The 15,375-nt window shown below is 58.3% G+C and carries 15 protein-coding genes and 1 pseudogene; all 16 read right to left on the bottom strand.

The features are described from left to right. Positions 1–7: 7 nt before the first annotated feature. Entirely contained in the window at positions 8–1,027 is a 1,020-nt protein-coding gene (gene fliG / locus LCU97_RS02500) for a flagellar motor switch protein FliG (protein WP_053154943.1), read from the bottom strand. Further along, positions 1,020–2,804 carry a flagellar basal-body MS-ring/collar protein FliF gene (gene fliF / locus LCU97_RS02505; protein WP_053154941.1) on the bottom strand — a complete coding sequence of 595 codons (1,785 nt, stop codon included), beginning with the start codon at positions 2,802–2,804 and terminating at the stop codon, positions 1,020–1,022. The genes fliG and fliF overlap by 8 nt, the downstream gene beginning before the upstream one ends. Positions 2,805–2,819: 15 nt before the next feature. Continuing rightward, complete coding sequence (gene fliE / locus LCU97_RS02510) at positions 2,820–3,146, bottom strand: flagellar hook-basal body complex protein FliE (protein ID WP_003199082.1); 327 nt, start codon at positions 3,144–3,146, stop codon at positions 2,820–2,822. Between the two features lie 238 nt (positions 3,147–3,384). Beyond that, positions 3,385–4,779: a sigma-54-dependent transcriptional regulator gene (locus LCU97_RS02515; protein ID WP_232775462.1), complete on the bottom strand. Its 1,395-nt coding sequence runs from the start codon at positions 4,777–4,779 to the stop codon at positions 3,385–3,387. A gap of 5 nt (positions 4,780–4,784) precedes the next feature. After that, positions 4,785–5,993 carry a sensor histidine kinase gene (locus LCU97_RS02520; RefSeq protein WP_232775463.1) on the bottom strand — a complete coding sequence of 403 codons (1,209 nt, stop codon included), beginning with the start codon at positions 5,991–5,993 and terminating at the stop codon, positions 4,785–4,787. Between the two features lie 110 nt (positions 5,994–6,103). Beyond that, positions 6,104–7,579 carry a sigma-54 dependent transcriptional regulator gene (locus tag LCU97_RS02525; protein ID WP_053154934.1) on the bottom strand — a complete coding sequence of 492 codons (1,476 nt, stop codon included), beginning with the start codon at positions 7,577–7,579 and terminating at the stop codon, positions 6,104–6,106. A gap of 161 nt (positions 7,580–7,740) precedes the next feature. Continuing rightward, the gene (locus LCU97_RS02530; protein WP_053154932.1) at positions 7,741–8,037 is read right to left on the bottom strand and encodes a hypothetical protein; all 297 of its coding nucleotides are present in this window, start codon (positions 8,035–8,037) and stop codon (positions 7,741–7,743) included. Positions 8,038–8,048: 11 nt separating this feature from the next. Beyond that, positions 8,049–8,444, bottom strand: a complete 396-nt coding sequence (fliS, locus tag LCU97_RS02535) for a flagellar export chaperone FliS (RefSeq protein ID WP_053154930.1) — start codon at positions 8,442–8,444, stop codon at positions 8,049–8,051. 125 nt (positions 8,445–8,569) lie between these two features. Then, positions 8,570–10,009: a flagellar filament capping protein FliD gene (gene fliD / locus LCU97_RS02540; protein ID WP_053154928.1), complete on the bottom strand. Its 1,440-nt coding sequence runs from the start codon at positions 10,007–10,009 to the stop codon at positions 8,570–8,572. Positions 10,010–10,091: 82 nt separating this feature from the next. Further along, entirely contained in the window at positions 10,092–10,457 is a 366-nt protein-coding gene (locus tag LCU97_RS02545) for a flagellar protein FlaG (RefSeq protein WP_053154925.1), read from the bottom strand. A 72-nt stretch (positions 10,458–10,529) separates the two neighbouring features. After that, a complete protein-coding gene (locus LCU97_RS02550) occupies positions 10,530–11,375 on the bottom strand; it encodes a flagellin domain-containing protein (protein ID WP_053154923.1) in 846 nt (281 codons plus the stop codon). A gap of 252 nt (positions 11,376–11,627) precedes the next feature. Further along, complete coding sequence (locus LCU97_RS02555; protein WP_053154921.1) at positions 11,628–11,897, bottom strand: hypothetical protein; 270 nt, start codon at positions 11,895–11,897, stop codon at positions 11,628–11,630. Beyond that, a complete protein-coding gene (locus tag LCU97_RS02560; protein ID WP_232775464.1) occupies positions 11,894–13,186 on the bottom strand; it encodes a motility associated factor glycosyltransferase family protein in 1,293 nt (430 codons plus the stop codon). Before LCU97_RS02560 ends, LCU97_RS02555 begins: the two co-directional genes overlap by 4 nt. An 84-nt stretch (positions 13,187–13,270) precedes the next feature. Then, positions 13,271–14,197, bottom strand: coding sequence for a ketoacyl-ACP synthase III (locus LCU97_RS02565; protein WP_053154917.1), 927 nt, complete (start codon positions 14,195–14,197; stop codon positions 13,271–13,273). Positions 14,198–14,517: 320 nt separating this feature from the next. After that, positions 14,518–15,219 carry a pseudaminic acid cytidylyltransferase gene (pseF, locus tag LCU97_RS02570; RefSeq protein ID WP_232775465.1) on the bottom strand — a complete coding sequence of 234 codons (702 nt, stop codon included), beginning with the start codon at positions 15,217–15,219 and terminating at the stop codon, positions 14,518–14,520. Between the two features lie 6 nt (positions 15,220–15,225). Next, a pseudogene (locus tag LCU97_RS02575) lies at positions 15,226–15,369 on the bottom strand (DegT/DnrJ/EryC1/StrS family aminotransferase); the annotation flags it as partial. Positions 15,370–15,375 lie beyond the last annotated feature (6 nt).

A 15,375-nucleotide genomic window follows, 5' to 3' on the forward strand; every position in this document is an offset into this window, starting at 1 on the left:
AACGACCTTAGATCATCTCTTCGCCGCCCTTGCCACCGAGCACGATTTCTCCGGCTTCGGCCATGCGACGGGCGATGGTGAGGATTTCCTTCTGTGCGGTTTCCACGTCGCTGACGCGCACCGGGCCCTTGGCCTCGAGGTCGTCGCGCAACAGTTCGGCCGCCCGCTTGGACATGTTCTTGAAGATCTTTTCCTTGACGCCTTCGTCCGATCCCTTGAGGGCCAGCACCAGCACATCGGAGGACACTTCGCGCAACAGGGCCTGGATACCACGGTCGTCGACATCGGCCAGGTTGTTGAACACGAACATGAGGTCTTCGATCTGACCGGACAGGTCTTCGTCGAACTCGCGGATCGAGTCCATCAGCTGACCTTCGATCGAACTGTCGAGGAAGTTCATGATGTCCGCCGCACGCTTGATGCCACCCAGGGTGGTGCGCGAGGCATTGGAGTTGCCCGAGAACTGCTTCTCGAGGATCTGGTTCAATTCCTTCAGGGCCGCCGGCTGCACGGTGTTGAGCGATGACACCCGCAGAATGATGTCCAGGCGCGCCTTGTGATCGAAGTTGCCGAGCACTTCGCCGGCCTGGTCCGGATCAAGGTAGGCCACCACGATCGCCTGGATCTGCGGGTGCTCGTAACGGATCACGTCGGCCACGGCACGTGGCTCCATCCACTTGAGGCTGTCCAGGCCACTGGTGTTGCCACCCAGCAGGATCCGGTCGATCAGACCGTTGGCCTTGTCTTCGCCCAGGGCCTGGGTGAGCATTTTGCGCACGTAGTCATCGGAACCGACGCCGAGGCTGGTCTGATCGCCGACGATGTCGACGAACTCGCTCATGACCTGCTCGACCTGTTCACGATGCACGTTACCCATCTGGGCCATGGCCACGCCCACACGCTGGACCTCCTTGGGCCCCATGTGACGCAGCACCTGCGCGGCATCGGTCGACCCCAGGGACAGCAGCAGGATCGCGGCTTTGTCGACCCGGGACAATTTGGCTACGGCGGCTCGATTATCACTCATCTGCGTTAATCCACTCTTTCACGACCTGGGCCACACGACCCGGATCTTCTGCCACCAGACTCTTGATGGCGTTCAACTGTGCGTCATAACCTTCGCTCGGGCTTGGCAGCAGAATGCTCTGCGGCCCGCCGAGGCTGACGCGATCGTTGGCCAATTCGCCATCCAGGCCGCCCATGCCTCCCAGCTCTACATCACCCAGGCCGGCCAGTTGCTTGTTCTTGCCGCCATTGGTGATGTTGTTGAGCACCGGGCGCAGCACCCCGAATACCAGCACCAGGATGAACAGCACGCCCAATACTTGCTTGACCACATCCCAGAACCAGGGTTGCGAATAAAACGGAATTTCGGCGATCACCTCTCCGCGCTCGGAGGAGAACGGCACGTTGATCACGCTGACGCTGTCACCACGGCTGGCGTCGAAACCGACGGCGTCTTGCACCAGGCGGGTGAAGCGCGCCAGTTCGTCGGCGCTCCATGGCGCACGGGTGGTTTCGCCATTGGCCGGGTTGACCTTGACCTGATCGTCCACCACCACCGCAACCGACAGGCGGTTCAAACGCCCCTGCTGTTGCTTGGTGTGGCTGATGGAACGGTCCAGTTCGAAGTTCCTGGTCGCTTGCTGGCGCTTGTCGGCCGGGTAAGGCGCGAGCATCGGCTGGCCGGTGGCCGGGTCCATGATCTGCTGACCGTTGGCGTCCACCAGCGGCTGGCCTGGCTGCACCATGCCGGCGGCACCGGCGGCACCACCCGTGGTCTGCGGCGCACTGGCCGGTGATGGCGGCTGGTTGCTCAAGGCACCGGGCACACCTTGTGGGCCATTGCTGGCGGTGCGCTGCTCGGTGACCGACTGCTCGCTGCGCAACGCCGGCTGATCGGGGTTGAATTGCTCGGACGTCGATTCAACGGCGCTGAAATCCACATCGGCCGACACTTCGGCTTTGTAACGGTCATTGCCCAGGATCGGTTGCAGGATGTTATGCACACGCTGGGTCAACATGCCTTCCATGCGACGGCTGTAATCGAATTGTTTGCCGGCCATGGTCAGTTCGGAGTTTTCCACCTGATCGGACAGCAGGTTGCCTTTCTGGTCGACCACGGTGATCTGCGACTTGCTCAACTCGGGAACGCTGGTCGCCACCAGATTGACGATCGCCAGGACCTGGCCAGGCTCGAGGGCACGGCCCGGATAAAGGTCGACCAGTACCGAAGCACTCGGCTTGCGCTCATCACGCACGAACACCGAGCTTTTCGGAATCGCCAGGTGCACACGAGCCCCCTTGACGTTGTTCAGGCTGGAGATGGTACGCGCCAGTTCGCCTTCCAGGCCACGACGATAACGGGTCGCTTCCATGAACTGGCTGGTGCCCAGGCCCTGGTCCTTGTCGAGGATCTCGAAACCGACATTGCCGTCGCTCGGCGTCACGCCGGCGGCGGCGAGCTTGAGGCGCGCACGGGCAACATCGTCAGCCTTGACCAGCAAGGCGCCGGAGTTGGGCTCGACGGTGTATGGAATGTCGGCAGAAGCCAGGGTCTCCATGACTTGCTTGGCGTCCATGCCTTCCAGGCTGCCGTACAGAGGACGGTAGTCCGGCTGCTGAGACCACAGCACCACGGCAAAACCAATCGCCACGCTGGCAGCCAGGCCGACCAACAGGCCCACCTGACGCAGCATGGTCATCTCGGAGAGATTTTCCAGGAAGGACAGGCCGAACAGCGGCGGTTTGCCGTCGGTCGGGGTGGCCTTGGCCGGAACGTTATCTACGGCTGCTTCTGCCATGACTCAATAGTTTCCTTAAACCGGCATCTGCATGATGTCTTGGTAGGCTTGAACCAGTTTATTGCGAACCTGGGTCAACGCCTGGAACGAGACACTGGCTTTCTGCGAAGAGATCATTACGTCAGTCAGGTCGACGCCACTTTTGCCAATTTCAAAGGCACTGGCTAATTGGTTCGATGCCTGCTGGGTATCGTTCACTTTATTGACGGCCTGACCGAGCATGTCGGAAAAGCTGCTGCCACCCACCTGGGGTACGGCGACCGATTTCGGCTGGGCCATGGCGTCCATTTGCATGGCCCGCATGTCCAACATCAATCGATTAAATTCAATACCTTGGCTCATGCTCTATTCTCTCTGGCGGTCCGCGTTTTTTTGACACTTGGTCAGCGGGTATCTAGGTAGTAGCAACAAGGGTGCCAGCTCCATGGCCGCGATAAACAAATGCGCATACCGTCCCGTCAGGCTCCCGTGGGAGCGAGCCTGCTCGCGATAGCGGTCTGACAGTCAAGCTGTGCATCGCTGGAATCACCGCCTTCGCGAGCAATCTCGCTTCCAAAGGAATGGCGGTGTCGGTGTGTTATCAGCTAGCGAACAGATAAGCCTCCACATCCATACCGGCATCACGCATCTGCGCCAGTTTGTAGCGCAAGGTGCGAGGGCTGATGCCCAAGCGTTCTGCCGCCTCCTTGCGACGCCCGCGCTCGGCGCGCAGGGTGTCGATGATCATCTGGAACTCACGCCGACGCAGGTCGTCGCCCAAAGCGCCGGCCGACTCGCCATCCACGTCCACCGGGGCCGCAAACACCGGTGCGGGTGCCGCTGCCAACACGGGCAACGGCGCACAGGCCACCGGACCGGCCAGGCAGAAATCCTCCGGCTGGATCAAGCCGCCCTGCTGCAGGATCAGCGCCCGCTGGATGGCGTTATCCAGCTCTCGTACGTTCCCGGGCCATGGATACGCAACCAGGCAGGCCTGGGCCGCCGGCGAAAGCCTCGCCGTCGCGTGTTTCATTTTATTGACGTGCCGGGCCAATAGCCGTTCAGCCAGCGGCAGGATATCGGCAGTGCGCTCGCGAAGTGGACGCCAGGCCAGGGGAAAAACCGACAGGCGGTAATATAGGTCTTCGCGAAACCGTCCCGACGCCACTTCGCCCGCAAGGTCGCGGTTGGTGGTCGCCACCACGCGAATATCCAGGCTGATGGGTTTGCGCCCACCGACCCGCTCCACCTCCCGCTCTTGGAGCACCCGCAGCAGCTTGGCTTGCAAGCCCAGGGGCATTTCGGAGATCTCATCGAGCAAAATGGTGCCACCATCGGCCTGTTCGAACTTGCCGGCCTGGGCCGCAATGGCCCCGGTAAACGCCCCCTTCTCATGACCGAACAGTGTCGCTTCGAGCATGTTGTCGGGAATTGCCGCACAGTTGATGGCAATGAACGGTTCGTTGGCGCGACGGGATTGCTGGTGGATATAACGCGCCAACACTTCCTTGCCTGTACCGGATTCACCGGAAATCAACACGGTTGAATCACTGCGCGCCACTCGCGCCGCCAATTCCAGTAATTGCGCACTGGCCGGCTCGAACGCCACCGGGCCTTCACCCTCGACAACAGGGGTGCCCAACGCATGACGCGCCACCAGATCAAGCAGCGCCTTGGGTTCGAATGGCTTGACCAGATAATCCGCTGCGCCCTGGCGCATGGCTTCCACCGCACGCTCGACCGCCCCATGGGCCGTCATCAGCAATACCGGCAACTGAGGGTGACGGGTACGCAACAACCCGAGCAACTGATGCCCATCCATACCCGGCATGTTCACATCGCTGACCACCAGGTTGAAGGTTTCCCGAGCCACCGCCTGCAACGCATCCTCAGCCGAACCTACGGCCACGTAGCCATGCCCGGCCAAAACCAGCGTATCGGCCAGCGCTTCACGCAGGGCCCGATCATCCTCTACCAGCAACACCTTGATCGCCATCGCTATCACTCCACCTGCGGCGCACTGGAAAACAATGGCAGGCACACCGTTGCACAGGTCCCACGCCCCAGCCGCGAACGTAACGTCAATTCTCCCTGATGGGCACGAGCCACGGCCTTGACCACGGTCAGGCCGAGCCCGGTGCCAGTCGCCTTGGTCGTGAAGAACGGCTCGCCGAGGCGTGCCAGCACGGCCGGCTCGATACCACCGCCGCTGTCGCTGACACACAGGCGAAGGGAATCATCGCGGGTATAAAGGTGAATCTTCAGGCGAACTGTCTCGCCACCAGCCTGGATCGCATTTTCGATGAGATTCAGCACCGCCCCCACCAAGGTGTCGCGGTTACACAGCACCTCGCCGACATGGCTGTCGCACTGCCAGCGGATCGGCAAACCCTGTACATGGGTAGACGCCGCCGCTTGCAACGCCTGCAACAAGGCTTTCGGCGTCACGCGATCGGTCAGCGGCAACTCGCCACGGGCGAAGACCAGCATGTCCCGCACCTGATGTTCCAGCTCGTGCAAACGCTCTTTCAGGCGCCCGGCGAAACGCTGCTGGGTTTCCATCGGCAGTTGTTGCTCGGTCAAATGACTGGCGTACAGCAAAGCGGCGGACAACGGCGTACGAATCTGGTGCGCCAGCGACGCCACCATTCGCCCCAGGGAAGACAGACGCTCATGGCGCGCCAGCTGGTCTTGCAGGTGACGGGTTTCAGTCAGGTCGTTGAGCAGCACCAACTGCCCGGGCTCGGCGTCCAGCGAACGGGTCGAGATGGACAGGCGTCGTCCGTTCTTGAGGGATACTTCATGACCATCGTCTTCACGAGGTGCGAAGCATCGGGTTATGACATGTCGCCACAGCTCGCCTTCGAGCGGCAGCCCGAGTAATTCGCAAGCGGCCGGGTTGGCCTCGCGGACAAAGCCATGGGCATCGATGACAATGACGCCGCCCGGCAAAAGATCGAGCAGATTCTGCAACCGGTTGGCCAGGCGTTCCTTTTCCGCCAGCTCCTGCATGCGCTGGGCGCTGACCACTGCCAATTCACCCTTGAGCTCAGTGACACGGGCTTCGAGCAGACTGTAGGAATCGGTCAGCTGGCTGGACATCTGGTTGAACAGAGAAAACGCCTGTTCAAGTCCGAGCCGGCTTGCCTGCTCGGCGGACGGCATGCTCCCTGATTCGGAGACAGGAGATATCTGGGCGACTTGGGGCATCGGACTCTCTCGCTTGGCTGACCGTCAGTTAAACGGAATGTTGAGAGAGCCTTAGCAATACCCATGCCTAAAAAAAACCGCCTGAAAATCAGGCGGTTGCAAAACAGGCGTCAATCATCCGCCTGTTCGTCTCCTTCGCGACGGCTCATGCCGTACTTGCGCATCTTCTCCACCAGGGTGGTGCGACGGATACGCAGGCGCTCCGCTGCCCGAGCCACGATGCCGTTGGCGTCATCCAGGGCCTGCTGGATAAGCCCTTGCTCCAGGCCACCTAGGTAGTCCTTGAGATCAAGACCTTCAGGCGGCAGCATGGCATTGGCGGTGAAATCAGGCGTGTGGCCGTTGATCGCCACCCGCTCTTCCAGATCGGTGCGCAGGCTGTCGACCATTTGCTCATCTTCATCGTCGACGTAGCGGAATTTCTTCGGTAGCTCAGCCACGCCGATCACGCCATAGGGATGCATGATCGCCATGCGCTCCACCAGGTTGGCCAATTCGCGCACGTTACCCGGCCAGCCATGACGACACAGGGACATGATCGCCGCCGAGTTGAAGCGGATCGAACCGCGCTTTTCGTGCTCCATGCGCGAAATCAGCTCATTCATCAGCAACGGGATGTCTTCGACACGCTCGCGCAACGGCGCCATTTCGATCGGGAATACGTTGAGGCGGTAATAGAGGTCTTCGCGGAAACTGCCTACCTCGATCATGCTCTCGAGGTTCTTGTGGGTCGCAGCAATGATGCGTACATCGATACTCTGGGTTTTGTTACTGCCCACACGCTCGAAAGTACGCTCCTGCAGAACTCGCAGCAGCTTGACCTGCATCGGCAGCGGCATGTCACCGATTTCATCGAGGAACAGCGTACCGCCGTTGGCCAATTCGAAACGCCCGGCCCGACTGGTGATGGCGCCTGTGAAAGCGCCCTTCTCATGACCGAACAATTCGCTTTCCAGCAACTCGGCCGGGATTGCGCCACAGTTGACCGGCACGAACGGAGCTTCACGACGCTTGGAATGGTAGTGCAGGTTGCGCGCCACCACTTCCTTGCCGGTGCCCGACTCGCCCAGGATCAACACACTGGCGTCGGTGTCGGCCACCTGTTGCATCATCTGGCGCACGTGCTGGATCGCCCGACTGGTGCCGACAAGACTGCGGAACAGATTGGGTTCGCGGTGCCTGCCACGCTCACGAGCCTGGTCGTACATCTCGCGATAGACCTGGGCGCGGTGCAGCGAATCGAGCAACTTGCTATAGCTAGGGGGCATTTCCAGGGTGGAAAGCACCCGACGGCGCTGGTCTTCCGGTAAGTCAAGGGAAGAATTTTCGCCCATTAACAAAACCGGAAGGAACTCATCCCAGGTTGACAGTGTCTTTAACAAGCCCAAAAGAGTTGCGGGAGCATTTACGGTCCCGATAAGGACGCAAATGACTTCACGACTGGACGACAGAGAGCCGACAGCCTGCTGCCAATCATGGCTGCCGCAGGGCAAATTTTCTTCACCGAGAAAATTCAGGATTACCGCCAGATCACGGCGGCGGACGCTGTCGTCATCGATCAGGAGAATTTTGGTTTCACGCCACATGCAATAGCAACTTCCTAGTCAACTCAGAGCCCGGGATTTGGGGGCAAGCTAGACGCTTGCAGACTTGTTGTGCCTGTAGACGTCTGAAATCTGAAAACAGTTACTAGTTAAGTCAAAAAACGGGTCACAGTCAAATTTATGGCGCACTTTGCATGGATTTATTATCCAAACAAGTTGTAGACCTTTGCCGCATTTTGTGCTTGATGAACCTGCGACATCTCGTCGACGATTGCCTGGCGCTCCCCTGTCGCAGCCTCCAGAAGCTGCTTGTAGACCCCCATCAGTTCCTCAAGATTGGCGCGCAATGCCGCTCCATCCACCTCGTACGCCTCCAGCACATCTTCCATGCAGGAACGACACGTCATGTCCAACTGACCAATGGCCTCCCAATTTCGCTCGGCCAAAGCATCGACCAGAGCGTCACGGGTTTGTTCTATCCGCTGCAGGACATGACTCATGGGAGTGCTCCTTAGAATTGCGGACCGGGATCGGCGATACCATCCCAGCCTTCCTTGACCGTACGAAGCAGATCGGCCACTTCGTCAAGGATCTTCGGGTCGGTCTTGGCGTTGGCTTCGGCCAGGCGTTGCATCATGTAGGCATAGAGACTATCCAGCTCAGCCACGGACTCGGCCTGGTTTTCCAGGTCCAGGCCTTCGCGCAGGCCGCCGATAATGCCGATGGCCTTGCCAATGAAAACACCTTTATTAGCGATGTCTTTACGCTCCATGGCACCTTTGGCCTGAGCAATACGATCCAGCCCCCCTTCCATGAGCATTTGCACCAGACGGTGAGGACTGGCCACGGAAGTCTGGGCATGGGCACCGACCTTCTGATATTGCCGAAGGGCCAACATCGGGTTCATGTTTTACCTCATCCAAACTCTGTATTCGTATAACCAGTCTATCGACCTGGCGTCAGAATTCTTTAGATCAAAAACCAAAAAGCCCGGCAAGCGTCATCCGCTGCCGGGCTTCTGGCGCTCATAGGTTACGAGGCGTTTTTCTGGGCATTGATCGCTTCGAACATCGAAGTGATATTACTTGCTGTCGCCTTGAGCTGACCGACCAGCTTGTCCATGTCGTTGTATTTTTTAGTCAACGTAGCCGTCAGGGTTTCGATCCGACGATCCAAAGCTTCCTGCTGGCTTGCCAGATTCGTCTTGATCTTGGCAAGGCTGGTCGAACGGGCATCGAGAATGCCGTTGTTGCCCGTCAAGGTGTATGGCGTGATTGCATCGTTCATGCGTTCCAGCAGGCCTTTGGCCGCAGTACCGGTCGCAGCCGGATCCCCCAGGAACAGTTTCTGGATCTCACCGCCCAGTTGCTGGGTATCCATCGCCTTCGAAAACTTGGTGCTATCGAAGTCCAACGCACCGGTTTTCTGGTTGGTGGTAATACCCAACTGCGAAAGCACGGTCAGCTTGTCACCGGCACCGGTGGTCACCAACGGCTCGCGAATCGAAGCCAGGATGCTACGCGCCAGCGGGTCACCTGTCAGCGCCGCGCCAACTGTAGGCTTGCCGTCAGCGTCCAAAGTCGGCTTGGTCAGAGTGTTGACACTGCTGACAACCTGATTGTACGCATCGACGAACGCTTGAATCGACTTCTTCAGGCCATCATTGTTCGGCCCGACTGTCACGGTAGTGGTTCCAGTGGTGGCCACCAGATTCAAGGTCAATCCCGAAATAGCCTTATCGACGGTATTGCTTTTGCTGGTCAGCGTCAGGCCATCCACGGTGAAGCTGGCGTCTGTGGCGAAATCGCCAATGGCACCTGCCGAAGTCGCCGTAGGCGTTGCCCCCATTTGCTGGCCGGCATTGACTTCCAGGCCGGCAATGCCGCTAAGGGTGATGTCGGAACCGGCACCGGTCGTCGTAGACCCCATTACCAAGCGCGAGCCGAACGAGTCGGTGACGATGTTCGCACTGAAACCGTTGATGCCTTGCTGGGCGTTGATCGCGTCACGCACCGACTGCAGGGTTGCGTTCGCACCAATGGTGACGGGGCGAGATACACCGTTTTGAGTGATGGTGAGCGTACCGCTCGGAATGGCACTGGTTGGACCGCCTGCAAAAGCAGCAGTAGCCACCTTGGAGGACGTCGCCAGGTTGTTGATCTTGATGGAATAAGTGCCATTCACCGCCGTATTGCTGGCCACGGCCGTCAGCACTTTGGGATCAGCCGACGTTGCGTTGTACCCTAGAAACTGCGGGGTCTTGGTGTCCCCCAGATTTTTGATCGCCGTCTGAAAGTTCGCCAGGACACTTTTGAGAGTACCAACACCGGAAATCTGCGCAGTATTGATGGAGGTCTGACGGGTGATCTGGTTCTGCTTGGCAGATTTATCAGCATCAACCAGAGCCTTGACGATCGCGGTAGTATCGAGGCCGGAACCTAAACCCAAGCCAGGTAGAATTGGACTTGCCATGTGGGACTCCCTTCAGTGTGTCGCCGGCTTTTTGACCACTACAACGCCCAAAAGAACATAGCAACAAAATTCATGCCAGCTATCAGACTTTCGCACTGAATAGCAGACTGTTTGCATCATTCAAACTGTTTGCCAGCTTCAAGACTTCCTCGTTAGGGATCTGACGGACCACCTCACCAGAATCACCGGCAATCACTTTGACCACTACTTTGCCAGAAGGCTCGTCAATCGAGAACTCCAGGTTGCGCTTGACCGATTGAACAAACTTTTCGATTTCCTGAACGGCCCGTTTAAGCTTTTCCTGTTCAACCTGCTCGCTTTTGCGCTCATCCTTGACGGCAACCGCAGGCGCGGCTTCCGCTCGAGGCTTCTCCACCGGCTTGCTGGCAACAGTTGTCGCCTGCTGAGCCGCAGGATAAGACAAGTTCAGCTTCACGCTCATATCCATGTCCAACACCTCTTAAACTGAAAAAGCGAGGGAGCACGCAAGCGCACCCCCCCGCTAAAATTCATCCAGCGATTACTGAAGCAGTTTCAGTACAGCGGATGGCAATTGGTTGGCCTGGGCCAGAACCGAGGTGGAAGCCTGTTGCAGAGTCTGCTGCTTGGTCAGCTGTGCAGTTTCAGCAGCGAAGTCGGTATCTTGTACGCGGCTCAGTGCAGCACTGGCGTTTTCGTTGATGTTCTGCAGGTTCGAGATGGTGCTCGAGAAACGGTTTTGAGCAGCACCGAGGTCGGCACGAGTACTGTTGATTCGTCCCAGAGCCGCGTCGATGGCCGAGATGGCCGACAGAACTGCCGAGTGGTTAGCGCCGTTGGAGGTACCCGAAATGGTAGTACCGGTCATGCCCAGGGCGCTGGAGTCGAAGCTCGAAGCCAGAGTCAGGGTGATCTGGTTGTCCGAAGTGGTGTTCGAACCTACCTGGAATTCCATCGAACCAGCAGTACCGTCCAGCAGAGCCTTACCGTTCAGGTTGGTCGACTGAGCGATACGGGTCAGTTCAGCAACGGACTGTTGGTATTCTTTGTCCAGAGCGGTACGGTCGGCAGTGCCGTTGGAGTCGTTTCGCGATTGCAGTGCAATTTCACGCATACGCTGCAGAATGTTGGTCGACTCTTGCAGGGCGCCTTCAGCGGTCTGAGCGATCGAAACACCGTCGTTGGCGTTTTTGATAGCCATGGTCTGACCACGGATCTGCGAAGTCATACGGGTAGCGATCTGCAGGCCGGCGGCGTCGTCTTTGGCGCTGTTGATTTTCAGGCCGGAAGACAGACGGGTCATCGAAGTCGACAGCGCGTCGGAAGCGCGGCCCAGGTTCTTCTGAACACCCAGCGATGTGGTATTGGTATTTACTGTTAAAGCCATGACGAATTCCTCGTTGGTTGGGTACTGCGGCTTCCGGCCCTGGCAACTCGCCGGGTGTGGCCTAGAGAACCTTCGTAATAGTTATCGTCGTAATCGGAGCTTGCTTTAGCAGTTTTTTCAAATTTTTTGCCATCAGGGTGCCACCCCTCATAAATCAAGGACTTGGACGAGATCGAGGACTGAAAAAATGACGCCAGAGATATGTCGACCAGGATTCCGGGGGAGCAAGACAAGGCAGCCTGTCGGTGAAGCCTAGATACGAGCCCCGCCCGTCAGCAGATCGACGAGTTCGCGGTCGAGATAATCTGCCAGTGATAGCCAGTTCTGCGCTATCTGGTCATTGATCATCAAGGTCAACAGCTCATGCCATGACGAGTGGATGTCACTCGTCATATTTTCAACCAACAGTTGAGCAGACTCGACCAGTACCACCATCGCCAGCCCCGCCTCGACGTCCCGCCCCAGGCGAAACAGCCGGGCACAGTCATGAGCCTCCCGGACCACGTCTTGAAGTTTGTTCACTGGGTAAACTCCGGATCGAAATCAGTGCCGGCGATCATCGCCCCGTCCCGGCTACTGTTAAAGAAACGCACCCGGGGATGCCCGGCGATAAAACGCTCCAGTTCACACAGATAACTGCGGAAGTTGAGCTGGGTCTTGACTCGCTGCCCATGACCATCGAGCACCCAGTGCCTTGCGGCGTCCAATTTGGGCCCCAGGTCCCCGTCATTCCACCCTGCATGAGTCCTGTCATGGGGGAACGCGAAGTCAGCACCGAACAGAGTGACCCTTGACGCTCCCATTTTGACGGCCAGGTCGACGGCCGGATGGATCACACTGCCCCCCACATACAACTCATGCCGGAGCATCTGCTGGCGCATCTGCCGATAGATCGGACTGGCGGAATACCCCACATACCGCGCGCCCTGCCAAGCTTCAATTACCAGCGGATCAGCCATGGGGAGATAAACCAGCGTAACGCCGCCTGAATGTTCGGCCGGGAGGTGCCGCATCGAAATGCGTTGATCGATGGTGACCACGATATCTGGTCGTATGCCATGGTTGATCAACGGTCGGTAGGCAGTATCGACACAAATCAACAAGGGCCGCTCGGCCTGGTCATGCAGGTTGCGTAGTTTCTCGAAGTGCTGCTCGAGGCTGGGCCCGGTTGCGATGACGAAAGCGTCCCGCCCCTTATAAGAACCGAACAGCTCGCCTACATCACGATCACGCTGCACAAGGTTGAAGGTCGATCGCAGGCGCTCGATAATCTCCGGGGCACCGGGATCGAACTCCCGATTGTTGAACAACAGATGGGTTTCACTGATTAATCGGTCGCGAATCTTGGCGTTGTAGTCGTCGGCCAACACCAGTTCTGCAGGCAAGGCGAAGAACGGTAGCTGGATTTCCGTCAGATCGCCGGCGTAAAGCAACTCGACGCGAGGATCGACGAGCCATGGCGACTGGTCCAGCACCTGCAACACCAGCGCGAACACAGAGCCGTTGAGAATATGCACGTACAGGCGCTCAAGCGCTGGTCTCTCCAGCATCCGGTTTTGCAGATCCCCCAGCCCCGTGCCATAGACATGCACAACGGCAGCGTCCGACGGCAGGCTGGAGGCCTGTAGCTCGGCCTCGGCGAGGCGATCATGACGACTGGTCAGCTGAATGCCATTGATGCTCAAGGTCGAGCCCATACCCTCCACCAGATCCGCCTGCAATCGGCTGGCATCCTCCAGCACCAGGCGTTCGGCCAGGGCCGGCCAGCGCTGTTCGATCAGTTGGAGATTGCGCGCGAAGAACTCACTCATTGCGTCTCGCCTTTCGTCGGGCAAAAAAAAATAGCGCTCAAGATTACACCTTGGACGCTATTTTTGTGCCCGGATCCAAGTGAATCAAGGACGATAGATGATCGCCGAGCCCCAGGACAGCCCGACCCCGAAACCGCTCAGGGCCACGCGTTTCCAGTTGGAATCGAGTACATGCTTTTCCAGCAGCAAAGGAATGCTCGACGATACCGTGTTCCCGGTCTCGACCATATCCTTGATAAATTTCTCTGGTTCACCTTCAAATCGCCGCGCCACGGCATCGACAATCGCCGCGCTGCCCTGATGGATGCAAAACGCGTCGATATCAGCGGGCTGCAGATCGGAATCGGCCAGCAACTCATGCAGATGGGCAGGAACCTTGAGCAAGGCGAAGTTGAACACCTGACGGCCATTCATGAAGAACACGCCGTCGCTGACCTTCAGATGCGGCGCACCGGAACCGTCGGTGCCGAATTTGGATTTGCCCAGTTGCCACGGCGCATCTTCACCCATCCACGTGGCGGTGGCGGCATCGCCGAACAGCATCGTGGTGTTGCGGTCTTCCGGGTCAACGATCTTGGAGTACGGGTCAGCCGTGATCAACAGCCCGTTCTTCAAGCCAGCAGCTTCCATGAAGCCCTTGATGGCATAGATTCCATAGACATAACCCGAACACCCCAGGGAGATATCGAATGCTGCCACGGTGGTAGGCAAGCCCAGCTTGTCCTGAACGATGGCCGCCGTATGGGGCAATCCTTCCTCGTCACCGTTCTGGGTGACCACGATCAGTACATCGATGGCTTCGCGCTTCAGACTGGGATTGTTGGCAAACAGCGCGTTGGCAGCTTCGACACACAAATCCGAGGTTTCCTGGTCGTCACCCTTGCGAGGCAGGAATGCCGAGCCGATCTTGCCGAGAATGAATTCTTCATCCTTTTCAAACTTCGCACCCTGTGCGTAATTGTCCACGCCGGCTACAGGAACGTAGCTCGCAATGCTCTTTATGCCAATCATTACGGCTTCCCAATCAAAAACAGCCCAATACCACCGCTCGCAGGAATCGAGGGGCGCCGACAAAGGGAAGTACAAAGGGCTATCACTGGACCCGATAACGGCCAGGCGCCATCTTCCCGGTCAATACAATACAGTGAAGATGCGCGTTATGACTCGCAGGTCACGCAATTTTGCCGAATAAGGCCGATCTACAGGCTATTCAACCAGCGACCAGGCCAACGGCATACCCCACTTGATTACAAGGCGAGCGCGACGCGCCGACGATTGACTCTGCATTATTCAGCCGATGATTGGCGAAGCGTCAGCGCGGATCAGTATCTTCATTGCAGCTCTCCGCCAGCCTTCAATGCGGCGAAGAGGTATTCGGCACGCGTCCAGTCCTCAGGCGTGTCGATGTCCTGCACCAGATAACGGGGCAGGATCACCGGCAAGCTTTTGGATGAAAACAGCACGTCACAGCTCAACCATGCTTCCCGGCGCCCCCAGTAGAACTGGCCGGCATCGTGGAAGGTCTGAGGCAAGTCCTGGGAACGAGTGTTGCGAAACTCAGGATAGAGCGGCGTCAGTGCCCCCTGCCTATCCAGGGTCAAGGCACGCTGCACAGGGAAGCCGAAATCCGTGACAGAAAACGCGAACGATTTCTCGGGATGCGCCCGTAATAGTTCCAATCCCTGCCGCAGGTATCGGGCCTGCAGCAGCGGTGCGGTGGCATAGATGCAACATGCCAGATCAAATGCCCGCTCCTGCAACTCCCTCAGGGCATGGGCGATCACCGCGGCCGTTCCCGTGAAATCATCGGCCAATGCCGCCGGGCGCATGAACGGAACCTGCGCACCGTGGGCCTGAGCCAGCCGGGCGATTTCTTCGTCGTCGGTACTGACAATCACTTCATCGAACAATTGTGACGACAACGCGGTTCGAATCGAGTGGACAATCATCGGCACGCCGTCGAACGGCTTCAGGTTCTTGCGAGCGATCCGCTTGCTGCCGCCACGGGCGGGAATGATCGCGACAGTACTCACTGGCCGTTACCCCTCAAACAATCGGCGAAGTTGCTCAACCACATAACCCAATTGTTCGTCGCTCCGGGAAGGAAACATGGGCAAGCTTATGGCCTCGGTGTAATAACGTTCGGCCTGGGGAAAATCGCCTTCGGCAACCCCCAGGTCGCGCCGTGC

It is taken from the genome of Pseudomonas uvaldensis (genome assembly GCF_021271205.1).
In the GTDB taxonomy this organism is placed as follows: Bacteria; Pseudomonadota; Gammaproteobacteria; order Pseudomonadales; family Pseudomonadaceae; genus Aquipseudomonas; species Aquipseudomonas uvaldensis.

Coding starts and splice junctions, on each gene's coding strand:
- fliS (WP_053154930.1), bottom strand. CDS start 8,444: ATGAACCCGATGTTGGCCCTTCGGCAATATCAGAAGGTCGGTGCCCAT.
- fliF (WP_053154941.1), bottom strand. CDS start 2,804: ATGGCAGAAGCAGCCGTAGATAACGTTCCGGCCAAGGCCACCCCGACC.
- LCU97_RS02545 (WP_053154925.1), bottom strand. CDS start 10,457: ATGGATATGAGCGTGAAGCTGAACTTGTCTTATCCTGCGGCTCAGCAG.
- LCU97_RS02560 (WP_232775464.1), bottom strand. CDS start 13,186: ATGAGTGAGTTCTTCGCGCGCAATCTCCAACTGATCGAACAGCGCTGG.
- LCU97_RS02530 (WP_053154932.1), bottom strand. CDS start 8,037: ATGAGTCATGTCCTGCAGCGGATAGAACAAACCCGTGACGCTCTGGTC.
- fliG (WP_053154943.1), bottom strand. CDS start 1,027: ATGAGTGATAATCGAGCCGCCGTAGCCAAATTGTCCCGGGTCGACAAA.
- LCU97_RS02525 (WP_053154934.1), bottom strand. CDS start 7,579: ATGTGGCGTGAAACCAAAATTCTCCTGATCGATGACGACAGCGTCCGC.
- LCU97_RS02550 (WP_053154923.1), bottom strand. CDS start 11,375: ATGGCTTTAACAGTAAATACCAATACCACATCGCTGGGTGTTCAGAAG.
- fliD (WP_053154928.1), bottom strand. CDS start 10,009: ATGGCAAGTCCAATTCTACCTGGCTTGGGTTTAGGTTCCGGCCTCGAT.
- LCU97_RS02515 (WP_232775462.1), bottom strand. CDS start 4,779: ATGGCGATCAAGGTGTTGCTGGTAGAGGATGATCGGGCCCTGCGTGAA.
- LCU97_RS02565 (WP_053154917.1), bottom strand. CDS start 14,197: ATGATTGGCATAAAGAGCATTGCGAGCTACGTTCCTGTAGCCGGCGTG.
- fliE (WP_003199082.1), bottom strand. CDS start 3,146: ATGAGCCAAGGTATTGAATTTAATCGATTGATGTTGGACATGCGGGCC.
- LCU97_RS02520 (WP_232775463.1), bottom strand. CDS start 5,993: ATGCCCCAAGTCGCCCAGATATCTCCTGTCTCCGAATCAGGGAGCATG.